The organism is Pseudomonas sp. BNK-45 (genome assembly GCF_047456255.1).
GTDB lineage: Bacteria > Pseudomonadota > Gammaproteobacteria > Pseudomonadales > Pseudomonadaceae > Aquipseudomonas.
Genome location: NZ_CP179909.1, coordinates 5,298,286 through 5,315,946 on the forward strand (window position 1 = coordinate 5,298,286; position 17,661 = coordinate 5,315,946).

General features: G+C 53.6%; 12 protein-coding genes and 1 pseudogene. 3 read left to right on the forward strand and 10 right to left on the reverse strand.

What is annotated here, in order from left to right:
* The first annotated feature begins 18 nt into the window (after positions 1-18).
* Positions 19-609, forward strand: coding sequence for a sce7726 family protein (locus tag ACMGG8_RS23830; RefSeq protein ID WP_194237895.1), 591 nt, complete (start codon positions 19-21; stop codon positions 607-609).
* Here the strand turns inward: ACMGG8_RS23830 and ACMGG8_RS23835 are convergent.
* From ACMGG8_RS23835 to ACMGG8_RS23850, 4 genes and pseudogenes are all read right to left on the reverse strand, one after another.
* The gene (locus tag ACMGG8_RS23835; RefSeq protein ID WP_414158574.1) at positions 565-1,632 is read right to left on the reverse strand and encodes a beta family protein; all 1,068 of its coding nucleotides are present in this window, start codon (positions 1,630-1,632) and stop codon (positions 565-567) included. The two genes, ACMGG8_RS23830 and ACMGG8_RS23835, sit on opposite strands and share 45 nt — an antisense overlap.
* The gene (locus tag ACMGG8_RS23840) at positions 1,625-2,491 is read right to left on the reverse strand and encodes an ImmA/IrrE family metallo-endopeptidase (RefSeq protein ID WP_414158575.1); all 867 of its coding nucleotides are present in this window, start codon (positions 2,489-2,491) and stop codon (positions 1,625-1,627) included. Before ACMGG8_RS23840 ends, ACMGG8_RS23835 begins: the two co-directional genes overlap by 8 nt.
* Positions 2,484-3,128 carry a hypothetical protein gene (locus ACMGG8_RS23845; RefSeq protein WP_228102368.1) on the reverse strand — a complete coding sequence of 215 codons (645 nt, stop codon included), beginning with the start codon at positions 3,126-3,128 and terminating at the stop codon, positions 2,484-2,486. The genes ACMGG8_RS23840 and ACMGG8_RS23845 overlap by 8 nt, the downstream gene beginning before the upstream one ends.
* Positions 3,129-3,727: 599 nt before the next feature.
* Positions 3,728-4,181 (reverse strand): annotated as a pseudogene (locus ACMGG8_RS23850) (VOC family protein); the annotation flags it as partial.
* 515 nt (positions 4,182-4,696) lie between these two features.
* Here ACMGG8_RS23850 and ACMGG8_RS23855 point away from each other — a divergent pair.
* On the forward strand, positions 4,697-4,978 hold the full coding sequence (locus ACMGG8_RS23855) for a hypothetical protein (protein WP_047303285.1): 282 nt from the start codon (positions 4,697-4,699) through the stop codon (positions 4,976-4,978).
* Between the two features lie 642 nt (positions 4,979-5,620).
* Here ACMGG8_RS23855 and ACMGG8_RS23860 read toward each other — a convergent pair.
* Positions 5,621-6,322 carry a hypothetical protein gene (locus ACMGG8_RS23860; RefSeq protein WP_231979020.1) on the reverse strand — a complete coding sequence of 234 codons (702 nt, stop codon included), beginning with the start codon at positions 6,320-6,322 and terminating at the stop codon, positions 5,621-5,623.
* An 18-nt stretch (positions 6,323-6,340) separates the two neighbouring features.
* On the opposite strand from ACMGG8_RS23860, the gene ACMGG8_RS23865 reads away from it, so the two are divergent.
* Positions 6,341-7,381 carry a hypothetical protein gene (locus ACMGG8_RS23865; protein ID WP_231979019.1) on the forward strand — a complete coding sequence of 347 codons (1,041 nt, stop codon included), beginning with the start codon at positions 6,341-6,343 and terminating at the stop codon, positions 7,379-7,381.
* Between the two features lie 451 nt (positions 7,382-7,832).
* Here ACMGG8_RS23865 and ACMGG8_RS23870 read toward each other — a convergent pair whose 3' ends face one another.
* From ACMGG8_RS23870 to ACMGG8_RS23890, 5 genes are all read right to left on the reverse strand, one after another.
* Positions 7,833-8,156 carry a hypothetical protein gene (locus tag ACMGG8_RS23870; RefSeq protein ID WP_414158576.1) on the reverse strand — a complete coding sequence of 108 codons (324 nt, stop codon included), beginning with the start codon at positions 8,154-8,156 and terminating at the stop codon, positions 7,833-7,835.
* A 125-nt stretch (positions 8,157-8,281) separates the two neighbouring features.
* Positions 8,282-8,629, reverse strand: a complete 348-nt coding sequence (locus tag ACMGG8_RS23875; protein ID WP_108546324.1) for a DUF3969 family protein — start codon at positions 8,627-8,629, stop codon at positions 8,282-8,284.
* Between the two features lie 370 nt (positions 8,630-8,999).
* Positions 9,000-9,395: an SCO4402 family protein gene (locus tag ACMGG8_RS23880; protein ID WP_235758582.1), complete on the reverse strand. Its 396-nt coding sequence runs from the start codon at positions 9,393-9,395 to the stop codon at positions 9,000-9,002.
* A gap of 372 nt (positions 9,396-9,767) precedes the next feature.
* Positions 9,768-10,202 carry a hypothetical protein gene (locus tag ACMGG8_RS23885; RefSeq protein ID WP_235758583.1) on the reverse strand — a complete coding sequence of 145 codons (435 nt, stop codon included), beginning with the start codon at positions 10,200-10,202 and terminating at the stop codon, positions 9,768-9,770.
* The gene (locus ACMGG8_RS23890) at positions 10,202-17,656 is read right to left on the reverse strand and encodes a DUF637 domain-containing protein (protein ID WP_414158577.1); all 7,455 of its coding nucleotides are present in this window, start codon (positions 17,654-17,656) and stop codon (positions 10,202-10,204) included. Before ACMGG8_RS23890 ends, ACMGG8_RS23885 begins: the two co-directional genes overlap by 1 nt.
* Between the last annotated feature and the right edge of the window lie 5 nt (positions 17,657-17,661).

The following is a 17,661-nucleotide window of genomic DNA, read 5'->3' on the forward strand; positions in this document are numbered from 1 at the left end:
GATTACCTGGAGCTCTGAGTGCTCAGAGATAAAGAAATTCGAAACGCTTTGATTGACCACTTGATGAAGAGGTCGCCTAAGCCTGCTCGGGTGCTCGAAGAACTCACCATCGATAATGGTAATGCCATCGCAGATGTTGTAGCGTGCTATCGCGAAATGCACTGCTATGAAATTAAAGGGCAGACTGACAACGTCAGGCGACTATTAGCTCAATCTGAATTTTATTCTCAGTCATTTCCAAAGCTTACTCTGGTGACAACTGAGAACCATATAAGGTGGGCTGCTGCACATGCCCCCGAGCACTGGGGCTTAATGCTAGCAAAAGTGCAAAGGGGCCGGGTTGTGCTCAGCTATATCCGGAAAGCAGGCACAAACTTTAGCTTTTGCAAGCAAAAAGCTTTACTGATGCTTTGGAAGGCCGAACTGACCGCGATTGCAAACGCACATCCTCAAGTCTCAGTAAAAAAGTCGTTCACTCGAGCAGACATTGCGTCGGCAATTAGTATGGGAATTACTAAAGAGGACGCCCTGAACGGGATTCAGAGCGCAATCGTCAGCCGACCATTAAATGGTATTCACAATGAACGTGATATGAGCAGCAGTGAGTGATTTTATCCATGTACTGGGGCTTCCACCTTTAGGTGGCCTGCGCGCAGATAGATAGCTTCTCTCGTGGATGTAGTTATCACCATATGAATAAGCGGCACCCCGATAAAAAGCCTGCCCAACAATATCATCGGAAATAGTAAAATACTGCTGATAACCGTGAGTTTTGAATCGCCTGCCACGTGATATATAAAATTGGTCACTGTGGGTGTAGAAAACTTTTGGAGTAGATACGCCACTCATCAGTTCCGGATTGAGATCGAGATCTGAGTACTCAGGACTTACCACACCGTAATCCCCATAAAGGATGTGTTGGTAGTCGGGCGAGCTCGTCAAAGTGCGCCAGAGCCGGTACTCCTCTCGTACCACATGCTTCTGAACATCCGTTCCTATCAAGGTTGCAATATTCCCTGGGATTACAGATCCAGATACCGATGTCGCATTAACTTGGAAGTCCAGCCTAAATCTAGACAAAAAGCGTTCGACTTTTCTTTTAGACTCAATATGATCATCAATAACTCTAAGATCTATTAGAAGAACAACGCCGGCAGGCTGAGCTGCCTGAATTTCACTCCAAAGCAAGTCGAGTCTTGGCTTGGTGATGTTGTAGCTCTCTATGTCTGTTTCTTGTAAGCGCACTCCTACCAAGCCCGGCTTCCGCCGAATAAAGTCAAACGCTGCCGAGTTATGATCAGGGCTGCGATCCAGAGCTACTACTGGCATCAGCCTGTAGGTTTTTAGCGCATCAAGCATATATCTATACTGGAAAGACCCTGCAAGATTTATGCTTTCATCAATATCAAAATTATCTACAAAAAACCAATACTCAGAATCAGCATCTTTAGACTTTTTTAGCTCAGCCGCAGCCAGTCTAATTCGCTTTAGAATTTCGACCTCTGTCATTACACTTTGAGAACGAGGCAAATCATACAGTGGTGCTATCTGATCTCTAACCCCTGAGCCAAGCTGAGCAACACCTTGAATCTCATTTTGTTTAAACTTCAAAAACGGAATGTACTTAATCATCTGCAAACCCAAAAGCCTCACGCAAATTCATGACTTGGACAAACTCAGGGTAAAGCTTGTAATTTTTAGACTGATGACGAAGCATTCCGGCAGCAATGGCCGGATGCACACCTGCTCGCTCACAATACATATGAAACTGACGCTTTTCGGTCCGAGCATTCCAAATTAGTCGCCAATTTTCTCGCGAAACCAGACTATCTTTGGCGATGATATTCGCCTCGATCTCTACTTCAGATTCATCATTTTCTTCAAAGTTATCTAGGATAGGCTGATCAAGCTGCTGGTAATGCAAAGAAATATGTGCAAGCTCATGCATTAACGTGAACCAGAAACTATCGTACCGATTGTACCGAAGTGCTATTCCTATGACCGGAGTTCCCTGCGAGAGCTTGAAGGTACACCCGTCCATCTTCATAGACTTGAAACCTGGCTCCACTACCAAGAGAACACCATAGGCTTCGGCCAGGAGTTCAATGAGCGACGTGGTGCGGTCTGGTTCTAAGCTTAGAAGCGCGATCTCCCTAAGTTGCTCACGGCTCAGTCCCTGAAACTTAGGAATCGCTCGGCTCAACACAGAAATTTTTGATTTCTCATTGACCAATGACAACCATGCTTGAATCTTGGTCTCTTCGGCCGAATGATTCTTCCGGTAGAGCACGGCGTTGTTGTTTGTTGCATTGAGCGCCAGCCTAATAATGAAGTCGTCATAAGCTTCCCCTCGCCGCGCATGCGTCTTAGCATCCGATGGCTTCAATGCTTTTTTCAAGCTTGTAAGAGCCGCTGTGAAGTCTACTGCAGCAGCCCGCGAGGAAGGGTAGACCTCAAAATCCTCTGGGAAACTCTCTGGGGTGTCAGACATGATGAGCCTCCCTCGCCAGTTTCCCAGCTATGTCAGGAGGAGCTTCAAAATACCGAAGATTTTCTTTCTCAGCATCAACCTCATACTCAATCATGCCGAGGTAGCGATAATACCCCTCCGCAGTCGGCAGTGAATGCAAGCAGAAACCAGGCCGGTATCCCAAGGTATTGATGGCGAAGTGGGAGGCGTGGGCAATCAAAATACGACTGACGCTTCCGAACTGCTTTTCATAGTTTGGTCTATCTCTATTCCAATATGCTGAAGCAACATAATCAATGTAGAAAATGCGCTCGCCATCCAAGCGGCTTTCCTTGGGATGATAGATAACGCATGTTGCTTGAATCCGTCCCAGAGCACTTAGGAAAAACCAGTGGTAATCGTCGCTCCTGAACGCAATAGCTTTATCCAGCCAACTCCAATGGAAATCAGACAACCCATAAGCGGGCAATTGATCGAAAAGCACGTTGGGGTCTGCGGCGGCATCGGGAACGTCGGCTATCAGCTGCCCCATAATCCGGTGCTTCTCGGTGTCCCACTGCTCACTCAACTGGAACACGTACATGGGCGCCAGGCCCTGGTGGATTTGGTAGGGAACTTGCTGCCCTGTATGTCGGCACCCAAGAGTAGGCTCAGTCATGAAGGTGCCCACCTTTCATGGCTCGGTAGCTGGCTGATACGAATGGCGTCATCGTGGAAATCCTTCTCCCTATTGATGGCCAGATGATGACACCGTTTGGTTGTGCCCTCAATGGCCCCCTTTTTAGCGCCAAAAGGCTGCGTCTCTAGCTTTACGAGAAGCTTTACAGACTAAATTTTTCCGTCACCTTTATGAATTAATTTTCTAGTTTGCTGCCTCATCTTTTGACTCTTGCAGAACTAGTAAACTCTAACCTTACATACATCCAAGCTCGCCTATCAACATGATTTGACAGGAACCCTCTTTACAAAATCAAACCTGAACACCCTCAAAATCATTAAAAACCCAAATCATTCAATACATTAAAATTTTTAATCCGCGCTGATTCCAGACAGTGGTTATGTTATTGAGCAAGGCAACCTTTGAGCGCCAACAGACTATTTTCTGGTCATTCGTGACAAGCAGAAAACAGCAGGAGGCAGACCCATTAACGTAGGCACGCTGATAGTTGATACAAGTTGCGCACACAGATAACCATCATTGAGTCGGTCGGCAGCACGTCTTATCTGAAATCGCGCAGCCAGAATGCTGACCCGATAACCTGCGAGTGCTGCTTCGATTTCAGCAGTTTCTATCTTGGTCATAGTCATTATGACCTCAAAATCGCGCTTGTTCGCAGCTTGATCTTGACCAAAAACGCGGAAATCAAGACACGGGGCACTTGTCTTTGCACCAGCAACAGACGCTTTCCTGACCGCCATTTGTGACAATCGCGCTCCACAAACGATCAGTTTCGGCCTAATCGTCGTTCGCAATCTGGAATGAAAAAGCCTCGTTATGGTTGATCCCCGCCCCACCGTTCAATCCGAGACAAGGGGTGCCCATTACTGTGAACTCAACCGTTATGACATCGCCTCACTTGCCCGTCGGATAGTCGCCAAGCTCGTGATGAACGGCGACTACCGCGCTATCAGGGAATATCCGTACCTAGAACTGCGCTGCATCCTGAGCAGTGCCATCGTACCAAAGGCAGATCGAGTTTTTATTGTCCATTTCTCTTCTCCAGATTCAGGCCCGACACCGTCATTCCAGCCGCGCTGAACGTAGGCAAATCAACAGACGCCCCCCCTAAGTGTTATACAAAGCGCTTATCTTTAAAAAAATCGATCAATTGCGGCATTTCGCGACATGTAGCAGTTGGCCGAAAGTTGCCTCTCAGGTCTGTCAACAAAGCCAAGGGGTACCACAACTTAGTGACATACCTTCCGTGCCCATTGCTAACGCTACGACACACCTCCTCAAACAATCTCAACCGATACCCGGTTGTCGCTCTCAACCACCCACCATATAGTTCGCCTTCGCAGCGAAATCGCGAACGACCTTGGCCGGTCGAATTACAACGCAGCATCAGCGTCCACAACACCTTTGCAGTCGCCTCTCCAGTGCCCGCGACAGGATGTTATGACGGCTGTGCGCGGTGATTCTCCGGTCGTCATAGGCGCGCACAGTGGTCATTTTCTTCGTCGTCGGCAACTCAGGTGATTGCTCCATAAACAGGAGCTGTACCGATGATTGACCAGCCACTCTCGCGCTTTACCGCCGTCGACACCCACGACGCCAACCAAGCCGTTTTCTACCTCGACACCCAAGCCTCTCTGAGCGATCTGGCCAGCAGTGCGGCCCATCGTTTCACCGTGGTGCGGGATCTGATGGACACGCTGTCCACGCTTAACCTGAAAGACATTGCCGACTGCGACCTGACGCGGGTCACCCGAGGGGTGCATCTGCTCACCCGGGAGGGTTGCGCGGTGCTGGAGGTGATTCAGTGGCGAACAGCGCAAGAGTCCTGAACGCCTTTGAACTCAACCAGCGCGCAAAACGCGCTTGGCTTTGCTTTGGCTTTTGATCTGGCTTTGGCTTTTGATCTTGCTTTTGATCTTGATCTTCCTGCCCCCTCCAGAAGGCCGAACGTAGGCGTTGCGTAGGGGGCAGCTCGGCATGGATGCCGAGCTAGCCGCCGTCAGGCCATGGATGGCCTGTGGCGGCGTGCCCCCGGAGCAATGCCGGAGAGAGGGAACGCCGAGCCTAGGCGAGGCGCCGGATGCGGGGGCAGGAGCCCTTTGCTTACTTTGGGGCTTTTCCAAAGTGAGTCGCTGTAAGAGCGAAACCGTAAGTGGCCGTGACCGCAGCAACGGATATGTACACAGAACCCTATGCAGCCAGGTGAAAAGCATCGGCAGGTTTGGCGAGGACTACGTCCTCGTGCGCAGCCTCGCTACGCTCGACAGCGGCTACAGGTTTCGACGGCCAAATGGCTGCATCACCTGACTGCGTTGAGACGCCCCGTTGCTCCCCCAACCGCGACACTGTACTCATCAACTACCCTCGCCCCTTTAACCTTGGGCCCATAGCCAGGGCCCTATTTGCAGCTATGCGCATGAGTATCGAAAGTAACGCAGCGTCACCGAGCACCAAGGCTTTTCGCACAAAGCCTAGGGAAAGCGGACGCTCGGTCCAGAGGCCGCTGCCGACATAACCGCGTTACGCACGGGCAAAGGGGCTTGCTCGGGATGTTGCTGCAAAAAATGCTTGATCGCTTGATCCTGGCGATCCACCACGCATACGTTCACGTTAGGGCTAGGGACGGTGCATTCGCCAAGCGCGAGGGCCCCGCAGTTCAATACGCCGTACACCGCAGCCGGTTGCGCGACGGCCGAGCAGCCGTAGACCATCTCGCCAAGGTAATTGAGCTGCCCTTGGGTGACGGTAAAACGCAGCGGTTTGGAGTAAGCCCCCATGGCCCCGCGACGGTGACCCAGGCGGCTCACTTCATAGTCACCGGCAGGTAGCCATGCCGAGTAGTCATCCTTGGGTCCCCAGCCATAAGTCTTGCCGCTCTTGATATCGCGAAACTCAAGGTAGGTTCCGTAGGGGCCGCCTTCCAGCAGCGCGCCGACCACTAGGCCCGCGTTTTGCGCGTTGTATACGGGTGAATTCAAGGCCATTTCAGCTGGCATTGACGAACAACCAGCCAGTAATCCAATCAGGCCAATTGCAAAGATGTTGCGCGAGCCAAACATTCCGCTACCTCGGTGGGAGACAAAGAAAATCCCCAGAAAATTCAGGGACGACAGGCGCGCTGGACGGCGGCGACTGCCTTCTTTAGCATGATGGCCTTTCGCCCACTCGAGCATCAAGGACGATCTATCAACATGTTCTGTTTTTCCCAATGGCGCGTGCGTGGCGCTGTAAGCATTGCCGCGCTGGTACTTGGCGGGTGCAGTTTCAATGGCACCTACCCGGACGCCAGTGCCCCCGATGCGGCGAAGCTGCGCTTTATCAGCAGCAGTGACAGCTCGACGCTCGACTTGTTCGATGCCGAACACTGCGGCGGCCAAACCACGGGGCTGCTCAATAACCTGTTCAGCGCCAATACCCGGCGACGGGCAGACATGAGTGCCGCTGCACCCGAGGATGCCAAGGCCTACTTGGAAGTGCGGCTGCAACCGGGCCATGAGCTATTCGCGCGAGCCAATACCTTGAGCACCGGCAGCGTGTGCACCGTGGGTTTCAACTTCACCCCGCAGAGCGGCGGCGAGTACGAAGCGGACTTCCGCAAAGTAGGTCGCACTTGCCAGGTCACCCTTAGCCGTCTGCGCCAGATCGATGGCAAGACTGTGCGCACGCCGATCGTGCTGACCAACAAAGGCCTGCCCGCCTGCGCCGGCCACAACCCTATTTTCCCTAAGCCCACCGAAGCACAACCGCAGTCAGCGGAGCGTGCAGCGCTGATCGCGCAGATCGTCGACGCGAGTGTCATCGCGAAAATGAAGCCCGACGCCGACGATTCCCCTTCGGTCCAGAAAACACTGCTCGACAGATCCGTAGCGGAACGTAAACAGCGCCTCGACTTCAGCCTGCCCGATGCCTATTGGACTGAATATCAGCAGAACCTGGAGCAGTTCTCCAATGAGATGAGGGGCACCAAGGCCCGTTCATTGCAGTTGTACAAGGACTACTACACCAACCGTCTGGGCCAGCTCGACACCCCTGCGATCAAGGAACTTTTGCCCAACAGCGAAGCGGCCGACCGTAGCAAGGCAATGTCGACCAATAATGAAATGCTGGAGTACTACTACCGAGCCCAGCAAGCACTGCTGAAGGAAACACTGAGCGCACATCAGGCACGCATGGCCGATCTGGATCAGCGCTTTGAGGTGTGCAAGCGTTTTGCGGCCTGCTGGCAACGTTGAAGCGGAGTGCGGCTTGAAAATACTGGCCGACGCACGTATGCCGCCTTCGCCCTGAGCAGGGGGCAGCTGGGCATGGATGGCCTGTGGCGGCGTGCCCCCGGAGCAATGCCGGAGTGAGGTAACGCCGAGCCTAGGCGAGGCGCCGGATGCTGGGGCAGGAGCCCTTTGCTTACTTTGGGCTGGGCCGGCATTCCGGCTTTTCCAAAGTGAGTCGCTGTAAGAGCGAAACCCTAAGCAGCCGTGACCGCAGCAACGGATATGTCCACAGAACCGTATGCAGCCAGATGAAAAGCATCGGCAGGTTTGGCGAGGACTGCGTCCTCGTGCGCAGCCTCGCTGCGCTCGACAGCGGCTACAGGTTTCGACGGCCAAATAGCTGCATCACCTGACTGCATTGAGACGACCAGTTACACCACAGTTCCAATCACGGGCTAGCTCTCTTTTGCTCCCTCTACTCAACCGAAAATGATGAGAAGTAAAATGACAACTTATTATCTTCAAGATCGACCAACTGATAACGCATCCGGTCAAAACCCGAATCCAACTGACTCACGGTCATATGCATCAACTGAGTCAATCCGCCACCAATATCACGGGACGCAAAATGACTGATATCAATAAATCTGATACACACGACATCAGCCCCTGCCTTTTCAGAGTCCGAAATTGATAGAGATAAATCATAAGCCACACCATCTTCGTTCAACTGAATACTAATGGCATGCAAGCAGTTGTGAGCGACGAGCAACTCATTCAGCCGCAGAACCCTAATCATTATTCTTCACTATCTCTTTTCCCTAGGGAACATAGGTGGCGCTTTTGGCGATGACAACGCCTTTGTCCAAATCGCACCACACTCATTTCGAACACGAGCAAACCTGCTCTAACTTAAACTCTTTATCAACGCAGCCTTGCAAGCTTCCACTGCATATCTGGCGCACAAATACTACTCAATACCCCTGAAAACCTTTCAACAAGCATATCTATATTTTTCTCATACCTATGAGGCAACAAGCTAAGCACATCCTCTAGTTCACAACATTCAAGTACAAGATCGCAAATAACAGAAGAGACACCTTTATCTCTTAAGACTTTCTCAGTTCTCGGTGTAAAAAGAATTTGCTCAGCCTCCTCTAGCGACATCAAGCCAGAGCGAACCGAAGTTAACAAACCAATGGACAGTGCAGAAATGACCCTGCAAACTTCATCAGCCCCAAAAACCTCTACAATCAACGAAAAATCTTTCATCAAAGCATTACTCCTTTAGTTCTACCACCTCGTCCTATTGCAATCATATTTTTACACCGAGCAACTTACCACCTTCACTTTTAAAATACTGCACCGATAGCTTCTTCCCATTCAAAAAACCATCATTATAATCCTTCAGCCATTTGCCGGGCTCTACAGCGGGAAAAACTTGACCGTCGCTACTACTTAGGTTTTGTACGAAAAGTAGGTATAGACCGGTGATAGCCAGCCGCTGGCTGAAGCAGACAGGTTTTTAGGTCACTCGAAAGATCAGAATCAAGGTCGGCAAGAATAGGTCAGTGATCTTACTAGGGTAAATTAAGAACCACGCCGCAAGCTGGGGCTCCTCAATTTCAAGTACCAGACAAAATCAGAACGACAACATCTGAGAAAATATTATTAAAGCTCTTTTTGATGACTCAACAACATCAACCCATTCAGGCTTCGTCAAGTACTCCGCATCTGTAAGACAAGTCCCATACTTATCAAAAACCCTGTCAATACTGTTAACAACATCAGAAATCGCTGCAACTTCGCTTTCCCCTCTCAGCACAATTCCAATCCAAGAGCGAGGATCGTTTGCCAAATCAGTGTCATCGTATAAAAAATGAACAGCATAATTAAACTCATCATAACCTATATCAGGGTTCGCTCTAGATACCCAAGCGTTGTATTGATAATCAACACTAGACAACCCCTCCAAGTAAGAGATCAGTTCCTCTCTCATCGCGGGATATTCTAGCTTGGACAGTTCGAACTTTTCCATTTTTCATACTCAATTAACAGAACACAAACCTTCCCTGCACACTGACTAATAAACCCGATAACACCCCCTACAACCCAACAACAACGCAATCCACTTACCGATCTAACTGATTGATATGAACCCCATCCTTATAGATAAGAACACTGCACCCTTTGACTTTTAAGCCTCACCATCAAAAGCCAGTATTTCTCATTCAGCAATATCTACCAAAACCTCTGAAACCTAAGAATCCTAGCAAAACGCAACCTGTTGAAAATTCGCACAAACAGAAAGTGGCGGTACAAAGCAGCTCCATTTCAACCTTGATATCTAACTAAAAGCACAGTATCCGCCCAGCTCAAAAACACATTCCACCAAACTCATCAAACACTTTCACAATCTAACAGAAAGATACTCCTCACTCTCCAAGAGAGTATAAACATCTTTCTTGCAATCAAAATACACATGAGCATCATCATATATCACTCGCCCTCCGAAAGCCTTCCCTATCGCACAAGCAACTGCCACCGAAAACAACATATTTTCTTTGGAGCTCCTTGTAACTTCAGCAACAATAGGTAAATCCACCTCTGAAACCTCTCTCGAATCTTCAGGAAGCCTCATAAAACCAATCCAACAAAGAGGCTCCTGTTCTTGATCATGCACAAAGACAAAACTATCAATCAATTCCCCCCCACCGCCGAGATTCACACCGACCCTTAATTGACCTGCCTCTAAAAAAAAACCAGAAAGGAAGGTAAGCAGCTCTCTTAGGAGGCTTTGAAAGTTTGGGACTTCTTTGATCGGAACAAATAAACCAGATGACATCACTCCCACCCTTTATATTGAGAAACTCGACCAGAGGATATATTCATCCAGCCATCCTGAGTTTTTATATAAATATTACTCACCGTCCCTTCACCAACAACATTTGAGACTGGGGACCCCGACTTAAAGTGACTTAACATTTTCTCCATGGACACTCCTGTACTAGCTGCATCAATATACAAATCCCCCTTATACCCAGCTTTAGCCATGTCTTCAGCGCCACTAAGAATATTTCTTCTAACCGAATTTATACTAGTCCCTTTGATTGTCTTAAGTTGAACAGGAACACCATCAAGCCAGCCATCAATGCCCGCAAAACTAGGTGTATCAGCCCCCTTAAATTGACCTCCTCTAAAGGAAACGATATCAGATGCCTGTTTAAACTCGTGTTCCTCTAAAGCCCCCCTAACTACAGAGCCTTTCTTTCCTGAAGGTAATGCCAACGTAAAATTAGCATCGTTAGCCGCTGGCTTATCAATACCTACAACCTTAGTTTCCCCTGAGACTAGATTCTTCGCGGTCTCTTTTGCAGCTGGCTTCACCGGATGACTATAGGGCATTCCCGCCTCGGCATCCGTCATCGCACTGGTCGAATTAGGATTCTTGGCGGCTTGCCCCGCACCACCAGTTCCTTTTGCCGCAAGCTCATCCACAGCCTTGGCGACAGGTACACCTGTTGGCGTCGCCCTCACCAATCCTTGCAGGTAGTTACCAAAGCTACGAATCCCATTGCCAAGATTGATGACCGCCAGTACCAAGCTCGCCTTAGCCTCAACACCAAGCCTATACCGCTCAGACTCCGTCTCAGTGTACAAATCGCCAACTATGTGAGGAGCTCTGCTGAACATAAAGCCGTCAACAAAAGCGATTGCTTCAGGCTTGGCGTTCTCTATCCCCTTTCCATGCTCCCCCTCTACACGCATGGCAAAAACGATGTCGTCGACCGTCAACTTGCTGAAATCAATGCCCATGTCGCATAGCAGTGGGTTTTCGCGACATTGGTCCAGCGCTTGCTGGGCCATCTGTTTCGCCGCAGGTTCATGCAGGTCATGGTTGTACTGAGTGGCGCCTTTGGCGATGGCAACGCCTTTGTCCAAATCGCCGTCGACTGCCGCAGCCGCTACCAAGCCGGTAAGTTGCGATAGAACCAGCCTCAGCTCTTTGTTATCCCGGCCCAGGTCGCCCATCGAGCTCACCATGACTTCATTGAGCCCTGCTGCCGCTGCGCCGGTCTTGAAGTCACTGCCCGTCAGCTCAGCCAACAAGCCACCCATGATCGCGTGAGCAACCACTTTTTGGACGCTTGCATCTGGAAAATGAATGGCGTTGTCACCAATCCAGTTGAAGCCGGAGGCCATGGCCATTTGGCCGGCCTCGCCCATCAAGGCTGCACTGAAGTTGCTGCCGAAACTGCCTCCCCCAATGGCCGAGGACACTCCGCTCGAGATAAGCGCTCGCCCAACGGTACGAGTCGCCGCATCAGACGCATTACTCCAACGGAAGATATCTTTGGAGGAGTTCGCCGCACCTACCGCAGCACCATCCGTGGGTTGAATACCCTGTGTGGCCGAGCCCGCGCCATCGGCTGCCGTGAACCATTTGTCGTCGGCGTAATCAAGAAAGCCAGCAGTGAATCCCGCAATCGCAGCGTTCTTCAGACTCCCCGTACTGAACGTATCTTTCACCGCCAGACCAAGGTTGCCCTTGTTATCAATGGTGCTAGTGACCGCAGTCGTGCTCAGGCTGGCAGCAACTGCCAGGTTTGACCCGCTCAACCCCAAACCAGCGGGGCCGAGGATGAAAGACATCAGAATAGCGATGGCAATCTTGGCGCCAGCACCGAGGCCAGAGGACTCATACTTGAAGCTGTCGTGAATTTCTTTGACTTGGCGCCAATCGATATCACCACGGGCCTGCGCCTGTTTCATCCAGGCCAGGTTGGGATCCGCTTGCACCATCGCATCGATGGTTTGGCTAACACTCTGTTGATCGACCTGCTTGATATCGATACGAATGCCTTCGGCAGCTTTGATCACCAGCTTGCCTTGAGCAATCAGGGCGCTTTGTCGAAGGGTCTCATCGGTCTTCCCTTCGCCCTTCATCTTGTACCAAGCCAAATCGCCTTTGCTCTTGGTATGGCTCTCGTCGTGGAAGTCCTTCACTCCCTCGAACACGATGCGGCCACCGCTGTCCAGCGTCAGGTCCTTACCGCTGTCCAGGGTTGCCACTTGGTAACGCTGGTCCCCGCCGCTCTTGAGCGTGAGATCGCCGCCCGTCTTGATTTCACTGCCGACGTTAGTGTGCTGCGTCACTTCATCGCGTTTCGCCGCGTTGCTCCCCCAACTGCCTTTTTTGCTCATGTCGTAGAGGGAGTAGTCGCGGTTGAGTTCAGCCATCAAATTCAACTGCTTACCGGCCACCAGATAGGCCTCGTTACCGGCGTTGATTTTGCTGGCGACCATCGTCAGGTCTTGCAGCGCCGCAACCTTTACATCACCACCGGCCTCAATCGTCGTGCCCTGCTGGCGAACATGGTCTTCTTCCTGCTTGATCTTCTTGCCGCTGCGCTTATAGCGGTACTCACTTGATTCTTCGTTGGCAGCCGCAAGGAGGCTCACATCCTTGCCCGATAAATTGACGTCGCCGCCTGCCTTGACATGGCTGGCAACCATCGTCAAATCGTTCGTCGCCACAACATCAAGATTCCCACCGACCTTGATCTCACTGGCATGCTGCACCGTCTGGCTCTGCGCCCAGAAATGCCGTTTGTCCTGGCGCGTTGAGCCGGTTTCCTCGCGAGCCGCCGCAATCACCACGTCGTTACCCGCGCTCAGCTCAGCGTTCTTGCCTGCGGTAATGGCCCCGCCGACATTCAGCAAGTCCCGCGCTGCATGCATCGTCAGGTTGTTCTCGGCCTCAACCCGCGCGGCGCTATCGACGACTGCCGTCTTGGAGCTGAAGCCCTTCCCACTGTTTTCAATCGTGGTGATGGTCCGGTCATTGCGGATATCCCCAGTCAAGGTGCTCAGGTCAACATCCTTACCCTTGAGGATGCCGCCTTGCATGTTCACCAGGTCCTTGCCCGCCACCAGCTTCAGCTTTTCACCGGCCTGCGCGAGCCGCGTATTGACGAGGTTGTTCCCCGCTGCTGCCGAAAGGTTTTCGCTGGCGCGCAACGTGCCGGAGTTCTTCAAATCCGCACCGGCAATCAAGGTGACGTCCTTGCCCTGAATCAACGCCCCATCCGCCGTCAGGCGGTTGTTCGCCTGGGCCATGTACAGCACGGGGACCAGCACGTGCTGGCCATTGATCACCTGGTCTTCCATCCAGACGATGTCATGGGTCAGTGCGGCGACTTGCTGCGAGGTCAAGGTCACGCCAACGGAGAGGTTGAGCTGGTCCTTGCTGGCGATGGCGTTGTTCATCAGGTACTTGAACATGCCTTCGTCGGTGGTCTGGCCGGCGATAAAGCGCTGACCTGTGCGCGCGGTGACGGCTTGTTGAATCAGGCGTTGTTCATAGAGGCCATCGCCCAGGCGCTTCCAGCTGGTTTCAGGGTCGTAGCCCAGCTTGCCCAGCAGGTAGTCCGAGCTCATGAACTGCTTGAGATCGGTGAAGGCAGAGTTGGTTTCGACCAGGTATTTGGGGCCGACGAACACCCGGCTGGCGTCCGAGCCCTGGATGTTGGCTTGGCTCAGGTCCTGGCTGTTTTTGGCAACAGCGGCGCTGTCGACCACGTGAAACAACCCGTTCGTACCGCTCGGCAGGGCGAAGCCCGGCATGCTGGTCGGGTTGACTTGTTGCTGTGCCAGGTCCGGTGGCAGTTGCGGGTTCAGCACCACCACGGCGGGCTTGGTCACGGTCGTGGCGCCGCCCTTGTCCGCGACGGGCGTAGGCGGCGTGAACTGCACGATGCTGCTGTTTTCCAGCTGCTGGGTCGCCTGGATGCTGATATTGCCGCCCGCCTGGATCACCGAGGCAATGGGATCGCCCGGGGTCACGGTGGTGGTGTCGCCCACCAGGTTGAAAGAGTTGAGCGCGCCCACCGGCAATACCTTGGGGTTGGGCTGAGCGTTGTAGGGGTAGATCCAGTTGGCGCGGAAGCGCTCATCCGTACCGTCGGTAACGCGGCCGGTGTTCCAGGTGCGTGTGCGTGTGCTGGTACCGGTGGTAGCGCCGATGTTGGCGAAGTTGTCGGCGGTGATCAGCAGATCCGCGCCCGAGGCCATGGTGCTGTATTTATTCAGCACGCTGGATCCATCGACGGTCAGCTTGGCCCCACTTTGGATAGATGAGCTGGCCGAATCTGTCGCCACTACACTTTTGGAGACTTCGTTGGCAATGTAATCGACGTTGTGGTGGTCACCGCTGCAGTCGTAGCACCTCACACTCAGGCTGCCCGACACCAGTTGGTCGACAGTGCTGAACACGTCCTTGCGGTTGATTACGCTGTCGCTGCGCACCAGCACATCGTTGGCGGCTTCGATATGGCTGGAGATGTTTTCCAGTAACGCACTGCGGGCCACGCCGTCGCGGGCCATCATGCTCAGGCCGCCGAGGCTGTAGATGTCGGCGTAGTAGTTGGTCAGGTTCTTGAAGCGCAGCGCCATGTCGGTGCCGCTGAAGATCAGACCGTGATCGTTGCGCACCGCCTCGGCGTTCAGATCAACCTTGCCGGCGCCGCCGAGGGTGCCGGTGTTGGTGACATTGGCGGCGGTCAGGTAGAACGCTCCGCCGCTGGTGATGCGTCCGGCATTGGTCCAGCTGTCGCCCTTGCCGGTGAAGCGTTGGCTGGCGGCAAGTTTGCCGGTGGCTGCCTGGTTGAGCTGGCCTACGGTGACATTCAGCACATCAGCCTGAACATCCGTGCTGTTGTCCCAGGTGGCGGCGTCGACGGTCAGCGTGCCGGCAGTGGCGACACTTCCGCCGATATTGCTGAACTTCGCCAGATCGACCGCAAAAGTGCCTGTGCCGACGTGACGGACATTGCCGTCGGTGTTCTTGAAGCTGGCCATGCGCAGGGACACGTCATGGTTGGCGGCTTCGATCATGCCGCGCTGATTATCCAGCAACTGCGCACTGGCTACGCTGGCGGTGCCTTGTTGACCGAGGGAGCGCAATTTGCCGTTCTGGTTGTTGATGGACGCGGCGTCAATCAGCAAAGCGCTGGCGCCTTCGACCAGGCCAGATTGGTTGTTCAGTTCGCCGGTCAGGCCGAAATCGATGGCATCTGCGGCAGCTCGGCCTTGGCTGTTGTTGAGATGGGTAGCGCTTACGTTCAGGGCTTGCTTGGCCAGCAATGCACCGTTCTGGTTGTCGAGGATCGTGCTGGTGATCTGGGTATCGCCGCTCAGGGCAGCAATCTGGCCGCCATTGTTCAGTAGCGATTGTTGCGCGCCCAGGTTGATCGAATGGGCCTGGATCAGCCCCGCTTCGTCAGCTGCGGTGAGCGATTTCCCGTTATCCAGCACGGTCGCCGAAGTGGCCTTGAGCTTGCCCGCAACACTGGCCAATACACCGCCACGGTTATCAACGTTGTGGGCTTCGATGGTGAGGTTTTCGGTCTGGGTGATGACGCTGCCATCTTGGTTATTCAGCCCTGCGCCCAAGGTCGCGGTGATGCCGCTCTGGCTGAGCAGGCTGCCCGTGGTGTTGTCCACCGCACCGCCGTTGATGGTCAGGCCCTGCTGGGTGCTGATGATGCCTTTGCCGGTGTTGATCAGTTGCTGATGGGCAGTGAGGCCCATGGCATTGACGGAGGCAATGTATCCGTCAAGGCTGTTGTCGATCGTGTCAGCGGTCAGACTGAGCTGGCCTTGGCTGATCAGTTTGCCGCCTTGCTGGTTGAAGACTCTGGCGGTGGCGCGGATGTCACCCTGACTGGTGATCTGACCCTTAGCGTTTTCGACGGTGGTGCCCGTCAGGGTCAGCGCGCTTTTAGTGGTGATCTTACCGCTGCTGTTGTCGAGGCTGACCACGTCCAGGGCAAGGGTATCCTGGCTGCTGATGACCCCGTTGGTGTTCTGCACCGCGGCTGCTTTCAAGGTCTGCTCACCGGCGCTGGCGAGGGTACCGTTGTCGCGGTTATTGAGCCGACCACCGAGAGTAGTGTTGAGCGTGCCCTGACTGGTCAGGGTGCCGCTGCGATTGTCGATGTCCTGGGCGTTGAGGTTCATCCCGGTGTTCGCCGACAGCGTGCCGGCGCGGTTGTCGAGGGTCTCGCTGACGGTTGCCTTGAGGTCGCGACTGGCGATGACGCTCTGGCCACGGTTGTCGATGCTCTTGGCGGTGAGGGTCACATCACCGCTCTGGTTGCGGGTGCTTTGCGGGGTGACACCGGCCTCGATCAAGCCAAGGTTGTTGAGCTGACCGTCGCTGGTCAGCTTGACGCTGTCCTGAGCGGCGATGGAATGACGGTTGGTCAGTGTGCCTTGGGTGGTGGCTTCGACACGGGTACCGGCATAGATCGCGCCCTGGGCGTCCAGGCTTTTGGCATTGATGACAACCGCTTGCGCCGCCGTGGCCTGCGCCAGGCTCAAGTGACCATTGGCATCCAACTGCATATCGCCACCACTGGCGAGCATGTTGCCGTCAAGCTTTACGCCGACACCGGCTTCACTGCTGACTAGCTTGATCGCCCCGGCGTACATGCCGCCCAGAGCCGAGGAGTCGATGGCCAGTTGAGGAGCCGTCGCCGGGTCGGTGGCACGCGCAGTAGCCTTCAGGGTCTTGGCATCAACATCATTGGCGCCGGCAATGATTGTCAGGTTCTTGGCCTGAATTTCGGCATTGAGCTTGGCTGAGCGGGTAATGATTTCGAAGCGGTCGATGTTGTTGGTATTGAGCCTGCCCCCTTCAATAACAACGCTGCCCTGATCCACCTGATACCGCTGAAGCTGGCCGTTTTCGAGCACAGGCTTGCCGGTGGTCAACGTCGCTTGCGGGGTGTTGATAAAGCCGCAGCCGTTGCAGGTAATGCCATACGGGTTGGCCACGATCACATGGGCCGACTGCCCCGCCACTTCGGTAAAACCGCGCAGTTGGCTGGGGCTACCGCCGTTGACCTCGTTGAGGATCACCCTGGCAGCCGTACCGTTGAGATTCTGGTTGCCGAGGATGATCCCGCCCAACTGCGTGGACTGAGTGCGGCTGGTGGCGTTGTTGAGGATCACTCCCTGTTGGCCGACGTTGTAATCGCTGAACTGGTTATGCGACAGCCCGCTGCCATTGGGTGCGCTGATGTTGACGATAGGCACGCCGTTCGCCGCCTGATCCAGGCTGGTGCCCGGCGCGCTGACCACAATCCCCTCCGCCTGCACCAGCAACGGTTGCCAGAACATGACGTTCGCCAAAACAAACGCCAACCCGCGTTTGGGCAAGCCCATGAAGTGGGAGCGGCTTTTCAGGGATGCAGAAGGTTGGCGCGCAAGGAAGGCGAGCTGTTGAACGTCCATGTCAT